Raw genomic sequence first — 25,309 nt, 5'->3', positions numbered from 1 at the left:
CATGGCTGAACCAAGTTTTGTGCACTTAAGGGTACACAGCGACTTCTCTATGGTTGATGGTTTAGCTAAAACTAAGCCTATCGTTGCTAGAGCACAAGAGTTAGCGTTACCCGCACTTGCCATTACAGATCAAATGAATTTCTGCGGGTTAGTTAGATTTTATGGGACGGCTCACGGTGCAGGCATGAAGCCGATTGTAGGGGCGGACATTTGGCTTAAAAGCGACCAGTTCCCAGACGAACCTTGTCGTTTAGTGGTGCTAGCGAAAGACAATACAGGCTATAAAAACCTGACTTTATTGATCTCTGAAGCCTACCAACGAGGGCATGTATTTCATCGCCCTGTGGTTGATAAAGATTGGTTAGCCCAGCATAAAGAAGGGCTAATTTTACTGTCAGCTGGTAAAGATGGCGATGTGGGAAAAGCGTTATTAAAAGGTAACCCACAACTTGTATTAGACACGCTGCAATTTTATGAAGAGCATTTTGCTGATAACTTCTATCTTGAGCTAATACGCACAGGCAGAGCTGACGAAGAAACGTATTTACACGCAGCTGTAGAGCTTGCTCAACAACGAAATTTACCAGTTGTTGCAACTAATGAAGTAGTATTTTTACACGAAGAAGATTTTGATGCTCATGAAATTCGTGTGGCTATTTTTGATGGCTATACATTAGAAGATAAACGCAGACCAAAGCGTTTTTCTAAAGAACAATATTTGAAAACGCCAGAGCAAATGCAAACTTTGTTCAGCGATATACCAGAAGCACTGCAAAATACCGTTGAAATTGCTAAGCGCTGTAATGTGACCGTGCAATTAGGCACCTACTTTCTGCCAGACTACCCAACGGGCGACCTTAACATTGAAGATTTCCTTGTAAAAGTATCTCGTGATGGCTTAGAAGAACGTTTGTTGTTTTTATTTCCAGAAGAGGAAGATCGTAAAGTTAAACGGGTTGAGTATGATGACCGTTTACAACTGGAACTCGATGTTATCAACCAAATGGGTTTTCCTGGTTACTTCCTGATAGTAATGGAGTTTATTCAGTGGAGTAAAGATAACAATATTCCAGTAGGGCCAGGGCGAGGATCTGGTGCTGGATCTTTGGTGGCTTACGCATTAAAAATTACTGATTTAGACCCTCTTGAATTTGATTTGCTTTTTGAGCGATTTTTGAATCCAGAGCGGGTATCAATGCCAGATTTTGATGTCGATTTTTGTATGGACAGACGTGATGAGGTGATCGATCATGTTGCCATGCTCTATGGCCGTGATGCGGTATCTCAGATCATCACTTTTGGTACTATGGCGGCAAAAGCGGTAATTCGTGATGTTGGCCGAGTGCTAGGACACCCCTATGGTTTTGTTGACCGGATCTCTAAATTAGTACCAGGTGATCCAGGTATGACGCTTGCCAAAGCATTTGATGTTGAGCCTCGCTTACCTGAGGTATACGACAGTGATGAGGAAGTGAAAGATCTCATCGATATGTGTCGAATTTTGGAAGGGTGTACTCGAAACGCAGGTAAGCACGCAGGTGGTGTTGTTATTTCACCGACCACCATTACTGATTTTGCTGCTTTGTATTGTGATGATGAGGGTAAATTCCCTGTTACCCAATTCGATAAGAACGATGTTGAAACGGCAGGGTTGGTTAAGTTTGACTTCTTGGGCTTGAGAACGCTGACTATCTTGCAGTGGGCGCTCGATATGGCTAATGAGCGGCTTACGCGTGAAGGCAAAGAGCATGTCGATATTGCGGCCATTCCACTGGACGACCGCAAGAGCTTTGAGTTGTTATTGCGCGCTGAAACAACCGCGGTATTCCAGCTAGAATCTCGTGGTATGAAAGACTTGGTTCGACGTTTGAAGCCTGACTGTTTCGAAGACATGATCGCCTTAGTTGCATTATTTCGCCCAGGTCCACTCCAATCAGGCATGGTAGATAACTTTATCGACCGTAAGCATGGCCGAGAAGAGCTGTCATATCCTGATGTGCAGTGGCAACACGATAGCCTTATCCCTATTTTAGAGCCGACCTACGGTATTATCTTATATCAAGAGCAGGTAATGCAGATTGCTCAGGTGCTCGCCGGTTACACGCTTGGTGGCGCAGATATGTTACGTCGAGCTATGGGTAAGAAAAAGCCAGAAGAAATGGCCAAGCAGCGCTCGACGTTTGAAGAGGGCTCTGTAAATAACGGCGTTGATGGCGAGTTGGCGATGAAAATCTTCGACTTGGTAGAGAAATTCGCGGGATATGGCTTTAACAAATCTCACTCAGCAGCTTATGCCTTGGTGTCGTATCAAACCTTGTGGATGAAAACGCACTTTCCGGCTGAATTTATGGCGGCAGTAATGTCCGCAGATATGGATAACACCGAAAAGATCGTTATTCTAGTCGATGAATGTGAAAACATGAAGTTGACGCTGTTACCGCCAGATGTGAATGCCGGTGAATATAAATTTACTGTAAATTTGCAAGGTGAGATCGTCTATGGAATAGGGGCAATCAAGGGCGTAGGTGAAGCCCCTGTTGACACTATTTTAGAGTGTAGGGAAAAGGGCGGTGAGTTTAAAGATTTATTCGACTTTTGTGCGCGTGTTGATTTAAAGCGCTTAAATAAACGGGTACTGGAAAAGCTCATTTATGCTGGTGCATTAGATAAACTCGGCCCTGAGGGCACGCAAGCCGGACGAGCGACCTTGCTCGCTAGTGTAAAAGATGCAATGAAATCAGCTGAGCAACACCATAAAGCCGAGGCAATTGGTCAATCTGATTTGTTTGGCTTACTCGCGGTTGAACCCGAACAGGTTGAGCAAGCTTTTATTCCAGCAAGACCACTTACCGACAATGAATGGCTTGATGGAGAGAAAGAAACACTGGGACTGTACCTCACCGGTCATCCAATAAATCAATATCGACGAGAACTCAGGCATTATACTTCGGGTAAATTAGTTGATTTACAGCCAACGAATCGTGATGTGCAATCAACAGCTGCTGGCTTGGTGATTAATGCGCGTACGTTAATAAACAAAAAGGGTAATCGTTGGGGGTTGATAACTTTAGATGACAAAAGCGCCCGAATTGATGTACGCTTATTCCCTGAACAGTTTGAAATATACCAAGAATTGCTGCAAATTAACCAAATCTTGGTAATATCAGGACAGGTCAGCTTTGATAACTTCTCTGGTGGCATTACAATGACTGCCAGAGATGTCTGTACCATAGCTCAAGCGCGTGAAAAGCGAGTTCGAGCAATTAAAATGACACTAAATATGGTGCAAATGGACGAAAACTTCTTCGATAATTTACGAAAAGTGTTAGAACCGTATAAATTTGGTACATGTCCGATAAAGATCATGTACCAGCGTCCAGATGCGTTAGCTGAGCTAACACTAGGGACCGAATGGTGTGTGACGCCAACTGACGACCTATTAACTCGGTTGTCGCAAATGGCGGCGCAAGAAATAGAACTCGAATTTTAATTAATAGGTAGTTTAGAGCATGAGTCTCAATTATCTTGACTTTGAACTTCCAATTGCAGAATTGGAAGCAAAGATTAAAGAATTACAAAATGTTAGCCGTTCAGGTAGTTTAGATCTGAGCTTAGAAGATGAGATTACGCGTCTAAAAGAAAAAAATGTTGAGCAAACGGAAAAGATTTTTTCTGGTTTAGGTGCTTGGCAGGTTTCTCAGTTAGCGCGCCATCCTCTGCGCCCATATACTCGTGATTACATTGAACGTATATTTACTGAGTTTGATGAGTTTGCAGGCGATCGCACGTTTGCAAATGACCCTGCTATTCTTGGTGGTGTTGCACGTTTTGAAGGCCAGCCAGTGATGGTGATTGGTCAGCAAAAAGGCCGTGATACTGCGGAGAAGATCAAGCGCAACTTTGGTATGCCCAAACCTGAAGGTTACCGTAAAGCATTACGCTTAATGGAAATGGCTGAGCGTTTTAAAATGCCAGTTATCACCTTCATTGATACTCCTGGAGCATACCCTGGTGTTGGTGCAGAAGAGCGTGGTCAAAGTGAAGCGATTGCACGAAACCTAAAAGTGATGGCAGCATTAAAAGTACCAACCATTTGTACTGTTATCGGCGAAGGTGGATCTGGCGGTGCGTTGGCAATTGGCGTAGGCGACCGAGTAAACATGCTGCAATACAGCACTTACTCAGTGATCTCACCAGAAGGCTGTGCGTCAATTCTTTGGAAAAGTGCAGATAAAGCACCATTAGCTGCTGAAGCGATGGGTGTCTCTGCAACGCGCGTTAAAGAACTTGATTTAATTAATAGCATTGTTGATGAGCCTCTAGGTGGCGCACATCGTAACTATGATGTGATGGCTAAAAATCTAAAAGCACAACTAAAGCGTGATTTGTCAGACCTTCAAGCGTTAAGCAAAGAAGAGATGCTAGAGCAGCGTTACCAAAGGCTTATGTCTTTCGGTTATTGCTAAGCGTGATAAATTAGCGTAAAAAGCCGCATTAGCGGCTTTTTTGCGTTTTATATATTATGAAATCGAGTTTTTTATACAAGCAGTTTAAAACAGCTATTGAGCAACTTAACCCTACACAACACCCTTTGTGTGTGGCGCTCTCTGGTGGCGTAGACTCTGTTGTACTATTGCATTTATGCGCCACATTGCGAAGTAGCAACCCCAATATAGGCCTGTCAGCTGTTTATATTAATCATGGTTTGTCAGAGCATGCTGATGATTGGCAACAGTTTTGCCAAGATTTATGTGCGCAGCTTGAGGTTTCTTTTCAGTCACAGCCTGTCATTATAGAGCATAAGCCGCGACATAGTATTGAAGCACAAGCCCGTGAGCTTAGGTATCAAGCGTTAGATAAAGTGGCTGATACGGATGCTTTGTTAGTTTTGGGCCAGCATGCGGATGATCAGCTTGAAACATTTTTACTGCGTTTAAAGCGCGGTTCAGGTTTATTGGGTTTAGGCGGAATGAAAGCAACAACCCAATTGGCTAATGGCCGAAGGTGTATTAGACCGCTATTGGCCTGTAGTCGTGAAGAGATTGAATTATTTGCTCAGCATTACGAACTGCCGCATATCGAAGATGAATCGAATCAGCAAGATAATTACGATAGAAACTATTTACGCAATCAAGTTATACCGTTATTGAAGTCTCGCTTTAAAGGATTTCTTCCAAGCTCTACAAGAAGTATTCAACTATTACAGCAACAGCAGCAGCTGATTGACGAAATCACCGATGAAGACCTGCAACACTGTTTATATCGTAATAATGATGATGACTGCATTGATTTGAGTAAACTTACAGAACGCTCTGTTATTAGGCAAAAAAATGTGGTCAGAGCATGGTTGGCCCAACAGCAAGTTACGATGCCTTCTTTGGCACAGTTAGAACAAATATTAACGCAAAGCTTTAATAGCAAAGTGGATGCACAGCTGAAAATTGACTTACAGTCAGGGTCTGTTAGACGTCATCGGGGCCTATTGTACTGGGTTGAAATGCAAACAGCCCCGATAGAGCAAAATGATATTGGCGTGCGTGATGTGGTATTGAATACAACGAAGGTACTTGGTGTAAACCACGGGGCGGGTATACGCATGCCCTTAAGTGATGAAGTGGTGTCAGTGAAATATGGACGAGCTAAAGAAAAAATAAGGCCGTACGCAAAACCTGGTAGAAATACGCTTAAGCATTGGCTAAAGGATGCGGGTGTGCCTGTATGGCAACGAGAACACATACCGCTGATTTATTATAATGATGTGTTAGTCCAAGTAGTTGGCTATTACTTTAATCATGACTTTAAAGTCAGTTGTGGTGGGATTTTTTGGGAAGAATGTAATGATAAATAACGTAAAAATTGGCGCGTCTTTGGCTAAGCAGTCTCCGTGGGGCATATTACTGACTGGCGTTATTTTTTTTGGCTTAGCGCTCACCGATACATTGAATGTCAGCAATATTGTGTATGCTGTGGTGTTTGGTCATTTAACCAGTGCGACCTTATTGGCATATTGGCATGGCAAAGGCGGTGCTTTTTTTATCGCAGCGGTGTTGATGCCATTAATGCTGATTGTTATGACTGACTTGCCCACTTTTATATCTTTGGCTTGGGTTATAAATGGCTTCTTTTTTGGTTTAGCCTTTTTATTGTTTATTTATCACATTTATCTAAGTAAGTTTGTTAAGTAATGTGGGTAAAAACTGAAAAAAGGCTCAGCTAGGGGAGCTGAGCCGATGTCGTTAAACTGCGCGAGCGCAGTTTCTTCCTGCCGCTTTTGCTTTGTATAAGCCTTTATCTGCCCGAGAGAAAATGACATTCTCACAATCGTGACTTGCAGCCAATGTAAAACCAATACTGGCTGTTACACCAAACTTAGCAAGTAAGCTACAGTTTGTTACCGCGGTCATAATTCGCTCAGCAATAACTTTATTGGTTGGAAACTCAGGATCATCAATTAATATTGCAAACTCATCTCCACCAAACCGATAGACACTATCAGTTGCCCTAATTGAATGCTGTAAAATATGGGCAAATTCAACAAGTACTTCATCGCCAGCTTTGTGGCCATGGATGTCATTTACCGCCTTAAATTGATCTAAATCTAATATCATCAGACTAAAACTCCGATGATGGCGACGGCTACGTTCTAACTTTTGTGCTAAGTTGTCATTAAATTGGCTACGATTATTTAGTCCTGTGAGTGCATCTTTAGTCGCAAGCTGCAATACTCGGTTGTACATCAATGCGTTGCGAAGCGGGTAAAGTAATACGTTATGCAGGCTGCATAGTTTTGCTAGAATACTGCTACTCAATTGGTATTGGCAGAAGTACACTAGTTGCCCCAAGTGTTCACCGTTGACCTCAAGCTCAAACGAGTAAGGAGTATGTTGATTGTCACTCTCCTTCATTTGTGCCACGCCTAATGATGAATGAAATTGTAAGCCAGATAATTTAATAATGCGTTTGGCAAATTCGGCAAACAAAGTGAGCTGCTCATCAAGCTGCAATGTAGTTTGTAACTGCTCAACTAAGCGATGCGCAGGATCAGGTATGTTACTCACAAACTGTTCGTTACTGAACGGCAAGTAGTCGCCACGCGTTGGTATTCGCTGCGTTAATATATGGACATTCTCCATAAATCGTTCCCCTAAATACAATGATAGGTAAAGTAAAGCCAGATCCATGCCACAAATTTAAACTGGCTGAAAAACAGCTGCTTGCTATAGTTAAGTTAGCTTAGTAAATCTTATTACCAACTTTTTGACGCTCAGGAGGCTATTTGCAGAACATATTTGCCGAAGTGTTTGCACTACTACTTGCCGCAGTGATATTAGTTTGGCTGTTTAAACGCGTTGGCTTACCTGCGATCTTAGCGTATTTGGTGACTGGTATTTTGGCTGGAGGTCATGGTATTGGTTGGATGACAATTAGCTATGAAATGCACTTTATCGCCGAGCTGGGTATTGTATTTTTGCTCTTTAGTTTGGGTCTTGAGTTTTCTGTTCCAAGATTGATGGCTATGCGCCATTTAGTATTTGGTTTAGGCAGTTTACAAGTTGTTTTCACCACATTATTAGGGACTGTACTATTGTGGTTTTTGCAATTTAATTGGTTGGAAGCATTTGTTATTGCCAGTTTAGTTGCTTTGTCGTCAACGGCTGTGGTGGTCAAATTATTAAAAGAATCCGGCTCTCTCAATTTGCGTAGTGGCCAACTCGCGATTGGTGTGCTGTTATTTCAAGATATTGCGGTAGTGCCTTTATTGATTGCATTTCCTTTGATTGCGCAATCAGATAATCAAGTGTTGTTCGGGGCGCTTAGTTTTGCCTTAGCCAAAGGTGCCTTAGTGTGTATTTTCTTGTGGGCTGTAGGCAAGTGGCTCCTACCAAAAATATTTAATGAAGTTGCATTGGTCAGAACCGATGAGTTGTTTGTATTGACGACAATCGTGGTTGCGCTATGTGCAGGTGGCCTGACTTACCTGTTTGGTTTGTCGATGGCATTAGGTGCGTTTTTAGCTGGTATGATGCTCGGAGAAAGCCAATACCGGCATCAACTAGAAGCCGAAATTAGGCCTTTTCGAGATATTTTAATGGGACTGTTTTTTGTGACTGTGGGTATGCAGCTTGATATACCTTATGTGGCAGCATCATTTCCTTATATTGTCTTAGCACTGATTGCTTTACTGGTATTTAAGTTAATAATTATTATGCTTTCTGCCCAGCTTATGGGTGAGCGTAAAAAAGACGCATTGGCTACAGGGATTTTACTGTGGCAAATGGGGGAGTTTGGGTTTGTATTGGTAGCACTCGCCAGTAAACATCACCTGTTGGATGCAAATATAGCGTCGTTTTTAATTGCTCTTGGGGTTTTCTCTATGGCATTAACGCCCTATTTAATTGAGCAAACAGAGCGCATTTTAAGTTGGTTGAAAATTGATAAAGAGCGCTTTGCCGATGATTTACACAATAGCCTCGGTATGAAGTCACTGAATGATCATGTGGTCATTTTAGGGTATGGCCGCGTAGGGCAAACCATAGCCCGATTTTTAAAACCTGAAGCGATCCCTTATGTTGCTATCGAGCGTAACCCAATTTTAGTGCAAGAAGCACAAACAGCAGGAGAGCCTGTGCTATTTGGCCACGCTGGACAAAAGAATATTCTCGAGTCTGCGGGTGTTGAGCAAGCTCGATTGTTGATCATCACTTGCAGTGACTTTGAGCAATGTCAAAAGCTAATAGACTCTGTTAAGCAAGCGGCGCCTAACGTTAAAATTTTAGTGCGCATGCGTGATGACATTCATCTTGAGGCGCTCAAGCAATTAGGTGTTACAGAAGTCGTGCCTGAGGCATTAGAAGCAAGTTTAATGCTGGTATCGCACGTTTTGTACATGTCGGGTGTACCGATGCGTAGAATCTTAAAGCGGGTAAGTAAGGAACGGCAAAATCGTTATGAATACCTACACGGCTTTTTTACCGGTGACAGTGCAGACTTATCAGAGCAATCAACCGATCGCCTAGAGTATTTGCACGCAATCGCGCTACTTGAGTCTGCTTACGCAGCGAATAAAACAATTAAAGAGCTCGGGCTGGATAAACAAAAGGTGGTGATCACGGCCCTGCGCAGAAACGGTGAAGAAATAGATTCTCCCTCAATAGACACCATGCTGCTAGTCGGCGATGTTTTATTATTAAAAGGAAAGCCCCGACGGGTAGAGCGTGCAGAACAGTATTTACTGGAAGGCTTTGTATAATTGGTAACGTTAAAACTAACGTTGTACAGAGCGCTGTTATTCAAGGTTTAAAAAGTGCCTTATTTCGTCAAGTTGTTTCATTCCGTCGTTAAATCCGATTTCCATTAAGCGTTGCGTGTAGGCTTTTTCAAACAGTAAATAACTGGCCAAGCTTGACTGTGAATGTCGTTTAATACCAATCCCTCGTAGTAATAACTTAATGGCCATTGGCATATCGTCGTAATATTCTGCAGCCAATGACGTGAAGTTCTCTGAAGGGTTAACCAGCAGTGTAGAGACTTGTTTGAGTTCTTTATGCTTATCTCGGGCTGGGAGCAGCCCCACAGTGCGGTTTACTCGCTCAAGGCGCTCTAAATCAGACTGTAAGGTGTCGCTAAAGACGCTATCGAGCAAATGCCCTGCCACGGTCGAGATCCCCGGAAAATGCGGCTCATAACCTAAAGGCTGATGCTGTTTTGGTTGTTCTACGCCAATAATAAATATTTTCTCAGCGCCTAAGTGAATAGAGGGGCTCAGTGGTGACAATTGATGTATTGAGCCGTCACCGTAGTAATGGTGTTTAACGCGCACACTTGGAAACACCATCGGAATCGCGCTTGACGCCATCAGTAAGTCTAAGGTGATGTTGTCGGCAACTCCTTCACGTTTTGAACGCTGCCAGGGTGTAATGTTGTTCCCTTGGTAAAATGCCACAGATTTACCTGTAGAGTAGCTCGACACCGTGATTGAAACCGCTTCCAAATAGTGACGGTGTAAATTACGGTCAATACGAGATAAATCGAGTACGTCAGATAGGAGTTGTCGCAACGGGGTATTATCGAGCAAGCTGGCTGGTGGTAAATTTAAAAAGTCAGCTTTAAAGCTACGCATCACATTTGAAAATATACGGCCATACACGCCCGAAAAGTTACTTTTATATACCATGTGTGTATGAAAGTTTTTCCAAACCCATTCTATTTTTCGCACAGCCAAATGCATACATGATGCATAACATGCTAACGCGGCTGAATTTATGGCTCCAGCAGATGTACCATTGATGATCTGAAAGGGAAGAGGCGCTGTGCGAGGCATACTTTGCGCAAGGGCTTTAAGCACTCCCACTTGGTAAGCTGCGCGGGCACCCCCACCGGTGAGGAGCAGTGCGACTTTCGCTTTATCTGAATTACGTTGCTTTATACTCATAGATCCCCTTTAATAGAATGAACTTTTTGGTACAAACATCGTCAGTAATGTATGTGTGGCGTCTTGTAATTAAAGTTTGTTACCTTTACTTTATGTTTATATTTTAGAATATTCAAAAGAATATTGTTTTTAAACCAATTTATGGAGCTGCTATGTCAGAACGTTCCTCCCCATCAAAGCCTTCGCAAAGCCAAATGTTGTTAGCGGCGATTGTTGCAATGGCCCTTATTGTGGTGGTTGTTTTTGTATTGTCGATGAAAAAAGACAATCCCAAAGCAAATGAAAAATTTGAGCAAGATGTTGTTGCCCCAGTCACTCAGCAGTTACCACAGGTGAACACTGCTGGGTTAAAGCCTGAGGCAAACGAAGACAATGCCTCTGAACAAAACTCGAGCTCAGAACTTGGTGGTTCAAGTGAAGTGGGCATTGCAGCGCAACAAGCAGCAAATAGCGGGCAATTAATGACATCTCGACCAGTGGAACAACCTGAGCCTGTTGCGATGGCAACAGTAGATGCGCAAGCTAAGCTAACGTTAGATGACAGCGATAGCGCGGTACGTAATCGTATTGCAGAGTACATGGCAGAAAAGTCGGTTAAGTTGTTTGTTTCAGATGACATGATTAGACGTATGGTGGTATTTGTGGATAATACCGCTAAAGGGACCATAGCGAAAAAGCATATGCCAGTAAATCGCCCCGCAGAGGCATTTATGGCGTTAGAAGACGATATTATTGTAACAGACCCAAATAGTTATGAGCGTTACACCCCATATGCCACTATGTTTGCTAATCTAAGTACCGCACAAATCGTACGCTTATATCAGCAATTTCAACCACTTATTTTAGAAGCCTACGAAGAGATTGGGTATGAAGGGGATGAATTCAATGGCGTGTTATTACAAGCTATTGATGAACTGTTAGATACACCAGTCCCCGAAACAACCTTACCTTTGATCAAAAACTCAGTGACTTATCGTTATGCGTACCCTGAGTGGGAGCAGTTAAGCGACGTGCAAAAGCAATTTTTACGTATGGGACCTAACAATATGAAAAAGGTGAAACAACGTTTAGTCACCCTACAAAAACAGTTAGCTGAGTAATTCAGAACGACCAATTGTTTGATGTTTAAGCAGTTGGTCGTATTAAATGAGTTTTTTCTTGTAACTGGTCACAAATCTAGAGATAATCCTCCTGCGCCTAAAAAGGCCCACTATGGTGGTCTTATTGGTCCTCTCGCAACAATAGCATGTGAACCTGGTCAGGCCCGGAAGGGAGCAGCCACAGCGTGTGACTTGTGTGCCGAGATGTGGCTGGTAAGACTACCACCCAATCTCCTCCCTTTGTTGTTTGAAGTATAAGTCTTATTTATAGTACTCAAAACTATACTAATCTGTACTAATTCCTATCTTTCTAAAGTAAAAAACTAGATCTCAGTTCATTAGATCAATAGCACTTCTTATACTAATCTACTAAAACTCACCCGCACTAATTGGTTTAGTTACCGTGTTAGTCAAAGTTCTTGCGCAAGTTAAAACAGATAATTCAGGTTTATTGATTGAAGTACCTGTGTTGCTTAGCGAATATGGTGTATTCGATCCCTTACTTGATTACGTTATAAGTCAGTCGCACATTAAAAGTTTGCCATGGATGAATCGCATTACGTTTGCTTGCCAACTGTTGCTCGAGTACATGGAAGCCAACACAGGATTATTTTCAGACGCCAGTAAGTTATTTCAATCATTTGTAATGCGTTTATCGTTGGGTACCATTAGCCCAGAGGGGAATGATCCATCGGGTTTATATTGGCTACCTCGCTCTACTGCAAACGTAAATCAACTTTTATCTGCGCTAAATGGCTTAACGGATTGGCTCGCCAATAACAGAAATACAACTAGCTTTAACCCGTTTGAACAAGCCAGCTCTCATCAAGAACGCCTTAACTACGCTGCGTGGTACAAACGCAATCAGTACAACTTTTTAGGCCATATCAAAAGTAATCCTTTACCCAGTGTACTTAAAACCGTGCGCAAGGTACGTGGTAAAAAGGATGTGTTAAAGGTTGATGGTGATGCCATTTCATTTCCAGAAAAGCTCTTTAAACCCTTTTTTATTCATGGTTTAGGCAAAGCCAGAGATAAGCGTGTGGCACTGCGTGATCAGCTTATTGTACTGCTGATGCATGGCACCGGTGTACGCGAAAGTGATGCTTTGCACCTTTGGGTGGATGATGTGTTTTACGACCCAGAAAACCCAAGCGGTGTGATAGTACGCTTGTATCACCCCGAAGATGGCAGAGCACCAAATAATTGGACTGGCCGCAAACGACAAAAAACACGCGCAGCGTACTTGGCTGAGAACTTTAACTTAATGCCTCGTAACCGTATGACGGGTACCGCCCGAATCGGCTGGAAAACCAAAGTGGTTGATGATGACGAAAACTACATTCAACTGCACTGGTTTCCTGCCTTTTACGGTGAGCTATTTGCCAAGTTGTGGCAGCAATACTTACTGTATTTATTGCCGCTACCAAGAATACACCCTTACGCATTTGTGTCGTTTTCACAAACACACGAAGGTCAATCACTTACCCTAAACGCCTTTAACCAAAGTTATAAAGCGGCCATGGCTCGTATCAACCTTGTTGTGTCAAAACCTGAAGGACGAACCCCGCATGCCCATCGTCATGCTTATGGCAGACGTATGTCGAGCGCGGGCATTGATCCAAGGCTGATCAAAAAGGCACTCCACCATGCTTCGTTATTATCGCAAGCGGTTTATACCCAACCCAGTATTAGAGACGTAACGTTGGCATGTGAAAGAGCGTCAAAAAACCTTGATGGCCAACACTATGCCAAGTTTAAAGAAGACGTCAGCGTGAGCTGGCAAAACGTGATGGAATCGGGTTTTGAAGATATTGACCCTGATGGGCTATTTAGCGGTAAGTACCCTAAATTAAGGAGATATAAACCATGAAAACACAGGACTATGAGTTTAATTGGTTTATCAAGAAAAACGGCTCAGGCTGGGAAACATGGCGGGAGTTGGCCTCATCTTGGCTTGAACAAAAGCAATACGGCATTGACCATTCACGCGCCGCCATTGCACGCTTTTTAGATGAATACTTGGTACCGCGATTTATTACCGACCCCATTGAGCTTTTTACACTGGCAGATCAAGACTACAACAAATTTCTTATGCCGTTTGAGCTGAACGAAGGCTACCGTGTTAGGCAAAATAACGATGTATGCCGCTTTATTGATTGGATAATTGATACCTACTACTCAGAACCAGATGATAATGGCGACCCTGTGCCGCTATTTCAAAACCCATTCGATAAAGAGCAAAACCCCGTAAGAAGACATGAGACTGTCTACAACGCTTTACCCTACGCCTATATTAAGCAACTGCGCAGCATATTATGCCCCGCGCCTCGGGGTCACTTTAAGCAATGGAAGTGGGCCATCGACTACAGTGAGATTTTCTTCACCAACGCTCGCTTTTTAAAAGACTGGATTTTGGTTGATGAATCGGTGATAGACAAAGCAGACCCCGATTGTGTTTGGCAAAAATACACGCTAGATAAACAGCGTCAGATAAGAATAGATGGTGCACTAAGAACCCTAGAAAAGGGTGACAGCATTTACTTAATCTGGTCGCCTGTTCGTGCCATGGCTTTGTATCTTAAATTGCAATTACCTTTGCGAACCTTTCAAGTACGAATGCTGGACTCAGGCGAGGTTGATACATGGCGTTACAGCAATGGCGAGTGGCAAATGAATGAGCAACACCCTTTTGCTGAAGGTAGCGATAAGCGTCCATGGCAAAAAGGGGTATTCCACCGCATTATTACGCCAGATATTGGTGATGTGATGACGGGGATGTACATAAACACCAATAAAACCGCCGATAGAAACAAAGATGAAATAACTCGGGGATACGTGATCCCGTGGCAACACGAAGAGGTGTTGTATTGGTTAGAAAAGCTAAGAAACTGGCAGGAAAAGTACAACCCAATTAACAAGCCCACGTCAATTTACGACTTAGACTACAAGCACTTTGGTAGCACTAAAACCAAAATTCAGCGCAGTGAAATTGGTGATATTTGCTTTTTGTTTCGCAATGCCGCTGCGTATCGTAAGCGCGAACGGCGCATGCCAATTACAGATGGTTATGTTAACGCGCTTTGGGTGGCTTTGCTTGCCCAACTCGAGCACGATGTGGCGAAAAAAGAGCATACTTTAAGAGATGGTGCCAAAGTGCATTTTGTAGACCCTAAAAATGCCAGAAGGCCGCTATTTCCTTTGCATGCATTACGCGTTTCTTTGATCACTTGCTACGCCATTGAGGGGGAAATACCCACACCGATATTGTCAAAGCTTTTGGTTGGCCACAGTCGTTTGATCATGACTTTGCACTATACCAAGCTCACGCCTGTGATGATGGCCAAGAAAATGCGTGAGGCCGAAGGCAAAATAATCGACAAAGAAGACGATAGTTTACAGTCATTCCTAGCCAATAAATCCATTGAAGAAATCGGCCTGCAAGCGGCGTTCAAAGATATTGAATCGCTACAAACTGCATTGAGAGTGCGTAACCCTGCTGGGTGGCAAGAAAAGTCGATAGGCATTTGTTTAGCGGGAGGCAACACCTCGCCCTTGGTTGAGCATGCTTCTATTGCTGGGTGTTGGAATGGCGGTGATAAACTAAAAAAAGCGAATCGAAACCAAGCCGATCTACACGCGCCAGTGCCCCACGGCATTGAAAACTGTATTCGCTGCCGCTGGTTTATTACCAGCATCCGCTATATTCAATCGCTTACGGCTCACTTTAATAACCTAAGTTATCACGCCACAGAAGCGGCCAAAATTGCTGCGGAACTCGAGGGCGAGCAAGCGAGTTTGTTGGATGAAGAATACTTTTGTGAAGTAAATGGAGCCCCATTTAGCAAGCGCGACCAGCTAAACAGCATAGACAGGCGTATTGAGCGACAAAAATCCGAAGCCGATGAATACTGCAAAGACTTAGTAGCGTGTTTTCAGGTGATCCGTAAGGTACTAAGTATTGAGCAAAGTCGGGAAGAGCACGATCGCAAAGACAAAGTGATTGCGCTTGGCTCGGCACAAGACATATCACCATTCTTTAGCTTTTTAGACACGAAATCTGAGTTTAGGCAGCTGATCCAAATATGCGATGACGCAGAAGTATTTGCAGACTTAAAAGATGACTTAAAGAAAACCATGGCCATTAATCACAGATCAAACATGCTAAACACCATGCTGATGCGCATGGGCTACCAACCAATCCTGATGCAGCTTGACGACGAAGCGCAGCTTAAGCTTGGCAATGTGATGGTCAATGCCATGCTAAATGCCACAAAAGAGCCAGACAAAAGCAAAGCCATGACAATGCTTTCAACTTACCTAGATACTGAAGCTTACTTAAAAGACGCAGGCCTGCTCGAGCAAGGTGTACAAGCGATTGAAAGTAACACAGGAATTAGCATCAGAACATTGGCAAACATGGCAACTGCCACTTTAGGAGTGAAGAAAAATGGTTAATCCAGTTGACCCAACCATAGTACTTCAAGAACTATGCGCAAGCGCGACTACTAGAACTGCCAATGCCTTAACCATATTGAGTGCAGTGCTTGAGCAACAAAGTAAAATAACGCCTCTCGACTTTTCTATGGCAACGATCGGGCGGCTGTCTAAAGAGCAAGGTGGGCCATCAACACAAACCATCCGTAATCGCACAGGTAAGCACTTTCAGCAATTAATCGAGGCATGGGCAGCCTATGCAGGCACTACATGCAAAAAGCCGCTCTCAGTTCGCCAAAAGCAGTTATTAAACAGCAACGACCAATATATTCTGGATGCCATCGACGACCCAGTGATTAGAGCCGTAGTCGGCTCACTGATTGCCGAACGCAACAAATACCGTGACCAGCTCAATACACTAAAAGCCAACTCAGACTTGTTTATAGACAGAACCAAAGGCTATAAAACCAACACCACACTTGAAAACAAACAATTGGTACCGCTGGAAGTTGAAGCTATTAAAGCGGCAATTTCTGATGCGTTTTTCAATAAACAAGGCTGGGAAGTCATGCCCACAGGGCAAGTCAAAGGCTCTGATGGGAATGAAATTTATAAGCGCGGATATGTGAACGGGTTGAGAAAGGTGCTCTCCTAAGGCAGCAACGATTTACCTGCGCGTCATTTGAAAATTAGCCACTCAGTGGAACTGATTAGGTATCTTTATCTACCTAAGGAGATCCCCATAGCCCCATATGATAGTACCTAGAATCATCAAAATGAGTGCGATCATAGATAAAATATTGTGTAATAGGCCATATTTTTCTTTCAACTGGGAAAAGTCGTTAAAGTGTATTCTTGATATATATAGTGAATTGTTTACTGGAAATAGTTTGAACTCACACAGCAAGGCAAACACAACTGTTATTGAGCCACTCCTTTGAAACCAAACATCTAACCCTTCTGTATTTGGTTTAAAAACTCCAAACCACCCTAGAATTATGGAAATAATAGAAATTGTAGTTAACGCAGTACACATTATTATTGATTTAAAAATAGTCTTATCAAGTTTGCTAATACTCAACTTTTCCTCACTCATACGTTAAAACTTAAATTAATTTGGAGACAATAAGATTGTCTAGTTAGACCCAACATTGGCAAAATCATCAAGAGTTTTGCTTTTTCTCATCCCAGCTTTCTATAATAAACACGGCTGCAGTATGTGCTGCATGTACAGCTAGTCGAGCATGACGGGGTTTTATATTGTAGCGAGTTCTACCCTCAGCATGCGCGGCACTTGCATGAGTTCGTAAGGCTCCGATACCACTAACTGTCGAAAATAACCCACTCAGGATTCGAATTAGATCCTCGTCCTGAATCTGCCTAATATCAAAGCCAAGTTCGTCTTTTATGACTTTCCAGACTCCCTGTAGGTCTTTTTTAGCAGGCATAGCTAAGCCCGCATCTTCGATAAAAGTCTTACAGACTGCTTCAAGTATATTGCAAGCTGCCAATATTGCTTCTCTTGGGTCACGAACTAAATTTTCTAGAGCCCTGTCGAATTCTGCATTGATAGCTGGTAAGTCTCGGTTTTTTATGATGGTAGATAAAGACTTTATCGGAGCACTAGCCCCATCTAAGATAAGACCACCTTGATGATATTCAAGTCCATATCTAGACAAACATTTCCTAATATTTTGAACATACTTGTAAGCTTTATTTTCAACTCTTTGAAACATTATTTCGGTGTATTCTGATTGATAATCAGGGTTTTCCATATAATTTTCTATGAGCTTACCGAGAATATTTAAAGGTTCATTGGACTGGTTATTGACTCTTCTTAACCACTCAAGGGCTTTGACCGACTTACTACCTTCAGGCGGTTCTCCAGGAGCGTTGGAGTACATGAATAGAGAATCCATAGATGCGTGAGTTTCTAAGCTTGACAGAGCATCCGCTGATACAGCGATAAGCGGAGCAGGTATCTGTTTGTTCATTTGGTATAAAGCCTTGACTTTGTAAGGTAATTAAGACTGCCAGAAGTTAACCTATTTTGACAGATGAAGCGCAATGAGAGCATTCAGTTAAGTCTATTGAATATGGCACATCTTCACTTGAATGGCTCCAAACATGAAAACAAGATGGACACCTAAACCACCTTGTTTCGTATTGTTTTGGTGCGGGGTTTAGGTCAATAATATCCCTAAAAGCCCGTGTCGGTTTACTTTTATAGCGGGGGTTTTGCTGAAATCCATAAACTGGGTCATATAACGGCTCGGTCTCCTCTGCCAATTGCTGTTGTTCCTCCCACTTACGCTGTGCTTGTTCCTTTTTAGCGAGTTGTATTTTTTGATTTTTACTACGATAAAACTCTGTAAACCTTTGTGTTTGCTGTGGGTGGAAATGCCAATGCTTGATGCTTAGCTTTTCAAGTAATTCAGATTCAACTTGATTTCTGTAGCCATTTACTTTGCCTTCAACATACTTTCTAAAATCCTCTACGTCGACAACTACAATGGCGGACTTTTGGTTGTATGTTGAGCTAAATTGGTAAGCGCTACTCTCTAGTGTTAAAACAAGGGTGATGTCGAAGTCGTTGGCGTGTAGGATAGCAATTTCGTTTTGCGCGCTTTCAACGGCTGGGTTCAATGTTACTTTAGATTGATATTCGTATACATTTTCATCAGTGATCAGCACGCCTTCATCGGATTTATCGCTGTTTGGATAACCGATATATCTAGGGAGATGAATACTAGTATTTGTAGCAAGTATATTACGGCACAACCAAAAAATAGCGCGTTTATAACTTATCTCACATGGCTTATCTTTGGAGTTTACCTTTGGTGCATGTTTGAAGTGATCGCGTCTTATGTTCGTTTTATACTTGTGCGCGGAAAGAGGCATATCGCAGCTGATGCAAAAACAAGCGCACTCTAAACCGCTTTCTACTTCATCGACAAACGCGAGCGAGCCATTTTTATCTTTAGCAAACGGTATTAATACTTCCACTGTTATTCCTTTTTACAAGCAGATGTCAAAGTTCAATATGTTATACCTAGTTAATTCATTTGTTAATATTTTGATTGATAACTTTATAAACTGTGTTTCTTGAAACGTTTACAGTGCTTGCTATTTGGCTGACTGGTGTAGCTTTTGCGCGTAGCGATAAAATGCTTTGTTTGGTGTTTTCGGATATTGGCTTGCGGCCTTTGTATTTACCCGCTTTTTTAGCGGCTGCAATGCCCTCGAGCTGGCGCTCTTTTCTGATATTAAGCTCAAACTCTGCAAATACGGCGAGCATATCTAAAAATGCTTTGCCCGAGGCTGAGTCGGTTGAGATGGGTTGCTCTAGCGCTTGTAGCTGAATATCGTTGGGTTTTAGGTGGTTCACTAAGGTTTGTAAGTCGAGTACGGAACGAGCGATACGGTCTACTCGAGTCACAATTAAGGTGTCACCAGCACGAAGGTAGCCAAGTAGGGCTTGAAACCCATCGCGTTTGGTGTTCGACGCTGATGCCATATCGGTAAACACCTTGTCACAACCAGTTTCCTCAAGTTTGGCTACTTGTAAATCTAAAGACTGATCCGTGGTGGAAACTCGCGCATATCCAATCTTACTCATGGCAATTGTTCATTTAGCATCTAGACTAAATAAACATAGTGCGTACTAACGCCTTAAACCACCCTAAATGAACACTTTTAATCGGCATTAGTGATGTTCAATTAGGGTATACGCTATTTGAACTTGTGATTTGCCGCAGTTTTAGGAAACGCCACCACAATGGACTTGCAAAACCCCGACCTGATTTTAGTTAAACGCCTATCGGAGCATTCATGCTCTTACTTTGCGGTTGAAAGCATTGCGGGTAGTGATGTGGTGTTGACGGATATTGAAAGCGGTGGGTGGTTTAATTTTGCAAAGCCAAAACTTGAACAACTGATTTCAAACGGCCAGCTCAGAACTATCGCGCGGCGTGAGCTACCAACCAAGCTAACCTTTAAACCACTCAGTAACGTTAAAAAGCCTAAAGCTGAAACTGCGGAAGATGTTACATCCAAAAAAGAAATGGAGCGACGTTATAAGTATGTGCAAGGTGCAATTGAGCAAAGCGTACCAGCCTATACCGAAAAATGGTTAACCCCGTATATTGCTCAAAGGGCGACGGAAATAAACGACAGCAGCCCACCGTCATGGCGCACGCTAGCCCATTGGAACAAAACCTTTGTGGAAAGCGGGTGGGATAAACACGCACTGACGCCAAGACATAAAGCCAAAGGTAATCGCACCAAGCAATTGCCCCAAGAAGTTCATGACCTAATTGATGACGTGATCAACGAATACCTGCGCACCCATACAATAGTGAGGTATCAAAAGGTTTATGACCTGTTTATAGAGCAGCTTAATGCGCTGAACACTGAGAGGCATGAGGCTGGTTTAAGTGAACTCAAACCATGCAGTTATAGATGGATAGTGAATAGGCTTCAGAATAGATAGTAATCACGTGAAAGAGCGAGTAGTGGACAGTTACAACCTACATCATGCACGTTGCAAGATGTGGTCCCCATAAACTCTCCGATTGAGAAAATGGACAAAGGGAGTGAAGCGGATGGCCAGACAAACTCGTTTTTGGACATAAACGAGTTAGAGACTAAGGGCTGCTTTGTGCCCAGACTGTCATTTGAAACTCCTTGCTCACCGGAAAATTAGGAGCGTAGCGCGTAATTATTGCGAGTTCAGAAACTTGTTATAAGCCATAGCACTCAGTGCTGGAATTAAATACATTATTGTTACACTGATACACAACATGTTTGTTGTATTGCTCTAGTGCGTTCAAGTCATTAACTATATTGTGTACATCAATCGATTTAGGCTCTGCTTTGAACTTTTCAACTAGCTCCTTCGGTGCGGTTGCAGGTGCAAGTAGATCCAGATTTCCAAAGACATACCGTATAAACCCATGAGAATACAGATTGAAATCCCATGCCATATGTTCGTTTTCGGGGAGGGGGATACTATAACCTCTATCAGAAAGAAGGCAGGTTTTATCATCGTAGGTATATATGAGTACCATAATAAATGAGTCTGGATTTTCATATAGATCTTTTACAACTTGCTCTAGAAAATTTGGTTGGTCTTTCTCAAGTGGCGTTAATAGAAGAAATATGACAGCCAACCAGTCCGTATACTCTTGTTCTGTTATTCCCAACTGCTTACAGAGATATGCTTGATGTGGCTTTCTTCCATTCAGTATGCGCTCAAAGTTATTATAATGAACTGGATCAGTTGGATGAACGTTTTTAAGCTGCGGGAAGGTATTTAGGATTTTTTTAATTGAGAATGGATTCCTAAAAAAATTAAGAAATTTGGAAAGGAAAATGTTAAATATTTCAGACTTTATATCTTCACCAGGTTTAGGAAGCTTTGAGAGCAGACTTTCTGTATTTTTTTCTATACTAGCTTCATATTGATAAAATAGTTTTTCAAAATTATATCGTGAAGCCTTTTTTCCTAGAACATCAAAGCTAAATATATCATTCAGCTTTAGAGTGTTTGATATTTTGTTGCCTTTCTCTTTGTCTAGATTTATTGCATAAGACTCTCGATCATCCAGACTGAACGAGTAAATCTTTTGATTATCTTTTTTTGCTGATGGATTGATTGCATTAAGCTTTTGTTCTACTACAGGAACAAAATGTTGTATTTCAGTTTGATTTCTCAAGTCCACGACTTAATCTCCATTAGCTTATAGCAATTTATTAAGTGGTAAGTTGCCTCTATTTCTTCAGCAACATCACCTGTTGACATTCTAAGGCAATTAATAACACTAATAATTAATTTATACTAGTCAGTGAGTTATTTGAAGCTTAACATTTTCTGAACTTTAGAAAACAGGCAAATTGCCCGTTAATAATATAAAGGCGGAAAGTTTCAATTTATATATCGGACAGATGAAATTATTCAACGACAGATCCTCGCTTAAAGCCGACCTTAGAGTTTTTAAGTTAACTCACTTTGGGGCAGAAACGAGTTACGGCTGAAGATCCGCTAATGGCACAAAGCATGTCAAAATGCTTGATACAGTTGAACTGTTATGTAAGTGACTTCCTTTTTGGCTACTAATTTTTTACCACCATATATTATTGTTTTAATTATTATTTGTATCTTTAGTATGATTTCCGCTATAAATTTATAAGTCTGCAAATTTGTAGTATAACCCCGCAAGATTAATAAAAAGTCTGAAAATTTTTCTATTTTTATAACTCTTCACACCTATTTTTATTAGGCAATTAAATCAATTCTGTGAAGACAACATGTATATCATTGGCTAACTCTAAAAATACTAGGAAGGGATGATCTTTGATAAGATTTTAAGACCTCTGCTACCAAACTAGTTCCTGCTGATGCTCCTAAAGTTTCCATTATCCGCGATCAACGCCAAGGTAAGTTGTTTATGGATGAAAGCGTCGCTGAATGCGTAAGCAAAACGCAGATCCGAAGCTAGGGGTTAGGAATAAAGCCCACCGTTCGTGCCGAACGATACAGAGATTAGCACCTTTCATAAAATTCCCATTGCCAACAAAAGCAATCAAAACGACTTTTTACTGTATCTAAAGTCAGAGCCAACAGGCTCAATACAAAACACTTTTAATAGCCATGGCTTTGCAATAAATAAAGAGCACAAAGGCAGTGTTCCACTGCTAGCCTTTTAAATCTCGATATTTTTTCGTTAACCAACTGAAAAGTAACAAGTTGATTGAATGTGCAATGGGAAGTTGTGCAAAAAGGTGAAGTAATTCTTAATGCAGTTGAGCTCATTCGAAACCACCGACTGGGGTGGACAAAAAGCATCTGGAAAATTGTTATTCGGGTCTAAGGATGATTTATCGGTGGAGTATAACAAGTTGAGGTAATAGTCTTGCATCAGATACTTATCAGGGGGTGAACAGCGGAAGGAATTAGTTGACTACAACACACAGAATTAAAGCGCGTCATCGGCTATGATGAGCGACGTGATACTTAGAGAGCAGTTCGCTTTTTTATCATGCCATCTACTGAGTATTTAAAAACAATAGTTCGTATATGAATACATCTGATTTTACATTATTCAGTAAGTTGCTTGACCCTTTTTTAGGTGCTAAGTATTATCAGCAAAATGGCTTTTTCTTTTTTATACATATTTTTATACACATAGGCACTGTATCTGATCAAATGCAGACGCGATAAAGAGTGTGCCAGTAAGTTTGTGGTGTTAAATTAGTTAACTGCACATGTAGAAGCGCAATATGTATAAAAGCAGAACCCTATGCATGCACCGCTTAAAATTACGTTGTATTAAATATACAAATAGCGCTGAGCAAGGCAAGGATAGCTTTGAAGTGATAGGTTCGACAAGTTAGCTTAACGTAACTTATACCACTGAAAGTAAGCTTTCAAAGCATGGCTGGTACAACCCCATGTAGTTGCCTAGGCCGTAGCTCAGCTAAAAAAGCATTTATGCCGCACAAATATCATGTTGTATAAATATTTAATAGTTAGCCACTAGGGTCAAAAATGAGATTAATTTACCTAATACTTATAATTATTTCGTCATATTCTTATGGAACTGCGCAGCGTTTTATACTTCCCTCAGAGATCATCAATGAAAGTGTGACAGTGCAAGTATCCTTGCCAGACACATACGAACACTCCGATTATTTTAAATACCCAGTTTTGGTCGCGTTAGATGGTTCGACTCAGTTTGACCATATTGCGGCCAGTGTTAAGTTTTTAAGTACGTATGCAATTATTCCTGAGATGATTGTGGTGGGAGTAAGCACGCCTACTGAGCGTATAAAGTATTATACTCATACAGAGCTTGAGGCGTTTAAAAACCGCTCTGGAAAGGCAGGGCTATATACCAAATTTTTGCAAGAAGAGCTGCTGAGGAAAATAAGCGAGAGTTATCGGATAGCATCATTTCAAGTTATTTCCGGTCACTCATTGTCGGGCCTGTACACGAGTTACTTAGCGTTAAGTGGTAACTCGAAGTTTAATGCGGCCATTTCGATAAGCCCAAGTTTGTGGTGGGATAGCGCCATTCTTACAGATGAGTATGGTACGTATCAAAAGCTTAAGGAACTAAAGCCGACTAAGTGGTTCTTGAGTTTAGCAAATGAACCAGGCGAAATGAAAAGCGGGTTTGATGCAATGCTAGCAGCCTTGAATAAAGCGCCTCCCTTGAATATAGATTGGCACTCTGCACAGTTCCCTAATGAAACTCACGACAGCACGCCTTTGATAGGTAATGCTCAAGCACTTAAAGCAATTTTTAGTGGGTGGAATGCTGTCCCAGGAATTGAGGTAATGTCATTAAAAAGCTTGCAAAAGTTTTATTCAGATAAAGCAGTAGAGTATGGTTATTCATTTCCTATGTCGGTACATCAATTTAATGTCTACGGATTGAAAGCAGCCTATGAAGGTAAAACAAATTGGGGGGTGGAGATATTAGAAAGGGGGGTTGAGCGTTTCAAGTCATCAGAGATTCTCTGGGATAGTTTAGCTACGGCATACTCGCTTGAAAATGAGCTAGTTAAAGCACTTGAGGCATCTGCAAAGGCATTAAACCTTGCAAAAAATAATAATTCTTTGTTTCTTAGTGAAATTATTGCTCAAAATACCGCGTTGAAAGCTAAGTTAGGCACTAAATAAAATTAGGTGGACCTATGGTTTTTCGGTTTTTAAGCTTTTAATTATTTAATACTGTAAAGTCACTCATCCCCTTTTGTTCGTTGTCGTGATTGTTACCGTATTTACTGCACTATATTGCATGCTGCCCAGTCTTGCCATTAGCTAGCTGCAGCATACAATAGTGCTGCTTTGCTTTTAAATTATAATAAAAATAAATAGAAGAAATTAAGTATGTCATCTGAGTACATATCTTTGTGTGCGTTGTTACTCATCATTTCGGGGCCACCTGCTTTTGCTATGGAAGTCGAAAAGCTTAAGTCATACTTTCAAACTCGGTTGTTGTAAAATCTCAACGAGGTGCTCGTAGGGAACTTGGCGCGTTATTTTACTCAATACGGTTGGGGTTGGATGCATGGCAAAGTGCTCTCAAAAGACGCGTTATTTTATTCTCTGATAACAATAAATGTGTGAGGATTACCATGTGTTTTATGGAGTTTCTTGTTGAGTAAACTACATATTGTCGTTGTCTCGCTTACGAAAGTCAGGGCCTATGCATAAAGTGTTACTTACTTCATACCACTTTGTGGCAAGTACTTAACGATGGTGCTGATATAGATGCTTAGTTAAGTTACCCAAGAATACACAGTATGAACCAAGTTAAGGTTAGTACCTTAA

General features: G+C 41.7%; 17 protein-coding genes and 1 other RNA gene. 12 read left to right on the top strand and 6 right to left on the bottom strand.

Annotated elements, in window-relative coordinates; translation table 11 throughout:
* Position 1: 1 nt before the first annotated feature.
* From dnaE to PCIT_RS01800, 4 genes are read left to right on the top strand one after another with little or no spacing between them, the layout of a single operon-like run.
* Positions 2 to 3,490: a DNA polymerase III subunit alpha gene (dnaE, locus tag PCIT_RS01815; RefSeq protein WP_010361639.1), complete on the top strand. Its 3,489-nt coding sequence runs from the start codon at positions 2 to 4 to the stop codon at positions 3,488 to 3,490.
* Between the two features lie 19 nt (positions 3,491 to 3,509).
* Positions 3,510 to 4,466 (top strand): acetyl-CoA carboxylase carboxyl transferase subunit alpha, encoded by a 957-nt coding sequence (gene accA / locus PCIT_RS01810; protein ID WP_010361640.1) that lies wholly within the window; start codon positions 3,510 to 3,512, stop codon positions 4,464 to 4,466.
* 56 nt (positions 4,467 to 4,522) lie between these two features.
* Positions 4,523 to 5,848 carry a tRNA lysidine(34) synthetase TilS gene (tilS, locus tag PCIT_RS01805; RefSeq protein WP_010361641.1) on the top strand — a complete coding sequence of 442 codons (1,326 nt, stop codon included), beginning with the start codon at positions 4,523 to 4,525 and terminating at the stop codon, positions 5,846 to 5,848.
* Positions 5,838 to 6,185 carry a hypothetical protein gene (locus PCIT_RS01800; protein WP_010361642.1) on the top strand — a complete coding sequence of 116 codons (348 nt, stop codon included), beginning with the start codon at positions 5,838 to 5,840 and terminating at the stop codon, positions 6,183 to 6,185. Before tilS ends, PCIT_RS01800 begins: the two co-directional genes overlap by 11 nt.
* 51 nt (positions 6,186 to 6,236) lie before the next feature.
* On the opposite strand, the gene PCIT_RS01795 is transcribed toward PCIT_RS01800, so the two are convergent.
* Positions 6,237 to 7,133 carry a GGDEF domain-containing protein gene (locus PCIT_RS01795; protein ID WP_010361643.1) on the bottom strand — a complete coding sequence of 299 codons (897 nt, stop codon included), beginning with the start codon at positions 7,131 to 7,133 and terminating at the stop codon, positions 6,237 to 6,239.
* A gap of 143 nt (positions 7,134 to 7,276) precedes the next feature.
* Here PCIT_RS01795 and PCIT_RS01790 point away from each other — a divergent pair, with 143 nt between their 5' ends.
* Positions 7,277 to 9,250 (top strand): monovalent cation:proton antiporter family protein, encoded by a 1,974-nt coding sequence (locus tag PCIT_RS01790; RefSeq protein ID WP_010361644.1) that lies wholly within the window; start codon positions 7,277 to 7,279, stop codon positions 9,248 to 9,250.
* 36 nt (positions 9,251 to 9,286) lie between these two features.
* On the opposite strand, the gene PCIT_RS01785 is transcribed toward PCIT_RS01790, so the two are convergent.
* The gene (locus tag PCIT_RS01785) at positions 9,287 to 10,432 is read right to left on the bottom strand and encodes a patatin-like phospholipase family protein (protein WP_010361645.1); all 1,146 of its coding nucleotides are present in this window, start codon (positions 10,430 to 10,432) and stop codon (positions 9,287 to 9,289) included.
* Between the two features lie 152 nt (positions 10,433 to 10,584).
* On the opposite strand from PCIT_RS01785, the gene PCIT_RS01780 reads away from it, so the two are divergent.
* From PCIT_RS01780 to gmtX, 5 genes are all read left to right on the top strand, one after another.
* Positions 10,585 to 11,532: a DUF3014 domain-containing protein gene (locus tag PCIT_RS01780; protein WP_010361646.1), complete on the top strand. Its 948-nt coding sequence runs from the start codon at positions 10,585 to 10,587 to the stop codon at positions 11,530 to 11,532.
* A 122-nt stretch (positions 11,533 to 11,654) separates the two neighbouring features.
* Positions 11,655 to 11,751: signal recognition particle sRNA small type (gene ffs, locus PCIT_RS01775), an RNA gene on the top strand.
* 184 nt (positions 11,752 to 11,935) lie between these two features.
* Complete coding sequence (gene gmtY / locus PCIT_RS01770; protein WP_010361648.1) at positions 11,936 to 13,405, top strand: gamma-mobile-trio recombinase GmtY; 1,470 nt, start codon at positions 11,936 to 11,938, stop codon at positions 13,403 to 13,405.
* Complete coding sequence (gmtZ, locus tag PCIT_RS01765) at positions 13,402 to 15,990, top strand: gamma-mobile-trio integrase GmtZ (RefSeq protein WP_010361649.1); 2,589 nt, start codon at positions 13,402 to 13,404, stop codon at positions 15,988 to 15,990. Before gmtY ends, gmtZ begins: the two co-directional genes overlap by 4 nt.
* Positions 15,983 to 16,624 carry a gamma-mobile-trio protein GmtX gene (gmtX, locus tag PCIT_RS01760; RefSeq protein ID WP_010361650.1) on the top strand — a complete coding sequence of 214 codons (642 nt, stop codon included), beginning with the start codon at positions 15,983 to 15,985 and terminating at the stop codon, positions 16,622 to 16,624. The genes gmtZ and gmtX overlap by 8 nt, the downstream gene beginning before the upstream one ends.
* A gap of 508 nt (positions 16,625 to 17,132) precedes the next feature.
* Here gmtX and PCIT_RS01755 read toward each other — a convergent pair.
* Genes PCIT_RS01755 through PCIT_RS01745 form a run of 3 tightly spaced genes read right to left on the bottom strand, consistent with a single transcriptional unit; the run spans position 17,133 to position 19,588 of the window.
* Positions 17,133 to 17,963 (bottom strand): abortive infection family protein, encoded by an 831-nt coding sequence (locus PCIT_RS01755; protein ID WP_010361652.1) that lies wholly within the window; start codon positions 17,961 to 17,963, stop codon positions 17,133 to 17,135.
* A 46-nt stretch (positions 17,964 to 18,009) separates the two neighbouring features.
* Complete coding sequence (locus PCIT_RS01750) at positions 18,010 to 18,975, bottom strand: hypothetical protein (protein WP_010361653.1); 966 nt, start codon at positions 18,973 to 18,975, stop codon at positions 18,010 to 18,012.
* Between the two features lie 55 nt (positions 18,976 to 19,030).
* Complete coding sequence (locus tag PCIT_RS01745; protein WP_010361654.1) at positions 19,031 to 19,588, bottom strand: recombinase family protein; 558 nt, start codon at positions 19,586 to 19,588, stop codon at positions 19,031 to 19,033.
* Between the two features lie 159 nt (positions 19,589 to 19,747).
* Between PCIT_RS01745 and PCIT_RS01740 the strand changes: the two genes are divergently transcribed.
* Positions 19,748 to 20,461 carry a hypothetical protein gene (locus PCIT_RS01740; protein ID WP_010361655.1) on the top strand — a complete coding sequence of 238 codons (714 nt, stop codon included), beginning with the start codon at positions 19,748 to 19,750 and terminating at the stop codon, positions 20,459 to 20,461.
* A 250-nt stretch (positions 20,462 to 20,711) separates the two neighbouring features.
* Here the strand turns inward: PCIT_RS01740 and PCIT_RS01735 are convergent, their stop codons facing one another.
* Positions 20,712 to 21,692, bottom strand: coding sequence for a hypothetical protein (locus PCIT_RS01735; RefSeq protein WP_010361657.1), 981 nt, complete (start codon positions 21,690 to 21,692; stop codon positions 20,712 to 20,714).
* Between the two features lie 1,826 nt (positions 21,693 to 23,518).
* Here PCIT_RS01735 and PCIT_RS01730 point away from each other — a divergent pair.
* Complete coding sequence (locus PCIT_RS01730; RefSeq protein ID WP_010361659.1) at positions 23,519 to 24,655, top strand: alpha/beta hydrolase; 1,137 nt, start codon at positions 23,519 to 23,521, stop codon at positions 24,653 to 24,655.
* Positions 24,656 to 25,309 lie beyond the last annotated feature (654 nt).

Origin of the sequence: Pseudoalteromonas citrea, assembly GCF_000238375.3 — a bacterium.
GTDB lineage: Bacteria > Pseudomonadota > Gammaproteobacteria > Enterobacterales > Alteromonadaceae > Pseudoalteromonas > Pseudoalteromonas citrea.
This window is presented reverse-complemented; position numbering and strand designations above follow the sequence as displayed.

Bases quoted from the DNA above. Each gene is read 5' to 3' on its own strand.
- PCIT_RS01795 (WP_010361643.1), bottom strand. From the start codon at position 7,133: ATGGAGAATGTCCATATATTAACGCAGCGAATACCAACGCGTGGCGAC.
- PCIT_RS01785 (WP_010361645.1), bottom strand. From the start codon at position 10,432: ATGAGTATAAAGCAACGTAATTCAGATAAAGCGAAAGTCGCACTGCTC.
- PCIT_RS01745 (WP_010361654.1), bottom strand. From the start codon at position 19,588: ATGAGTAAGATTGGATATGCGCGAGTTTCCACCACGGATCAGTCTTTA.
- accA (WP_010361640.1), top strand. From the start codon at position 3,510: ATGAGTCTCAATTATCTTGACTTTGAACTTCCAATTGCAGAATTGGAA.
- PCIT_RS01780 (WP_010361646.1), top strand. From the start codon at position 10,585: ATGTCAGAACGTTCCTCCCCATCAAAGCCTTCGCAAAGCCAAATGTTG.
- PCIT_RS01740 (WP_010361655.1), top strand. From the start codon at position 19,748: ATGGACTTGCAAAACCCCGACCTGATTTTAGTTAAACGCCTATCGGAG.
- PCIT_RS01755 (WP_010361652.1), bottom strand. From the start codon at position 17,963: ATGAACAAACAGATACCTGCTCCGCTTATCGCTGTATCAGCGGATGCT.
- PCIT_RS01730 (WP_010361659.1), top strand. From the start codon at position 23,519: ATGAGATTAATTTACCTAATACTTATAATTATTTCGTCATATTCTTAT.
- PCIT_RS01800 (WP_010361642.1), top strand. From the start codon at position 5,838: ATGATAAATAACGTAAAAATTGGCGCGTCTTTGGCTAAGCAGTCTCCG.
- tilS (WP_010361641.1), top strand. From the start codon at position 4,523: ATGAAATCGAGTTTTTTATACAAGCAGTTTAAAACAGCTATTGAGCAA.
- gmtZ (WP_010361649.1), top strand. From the start codon at position 13,402: ATGAAAACACAGGACTATGAGTTTAATTGGTTTATCAAGAAAAACGGC.
- dnaE (WP_010361639.1), top strand. From the start codon at position 2: ATGGCTGAACCAAGTTTTGTGCACTTAAGGGTACACAGCGACTTCTCT.
- gmtX (WP_010361650.1), top strand. From the start codon at position 15,983: ATGGTTAATCCAGTTGACCCAACCATAGTACTTCAAGAACTATGCGCA.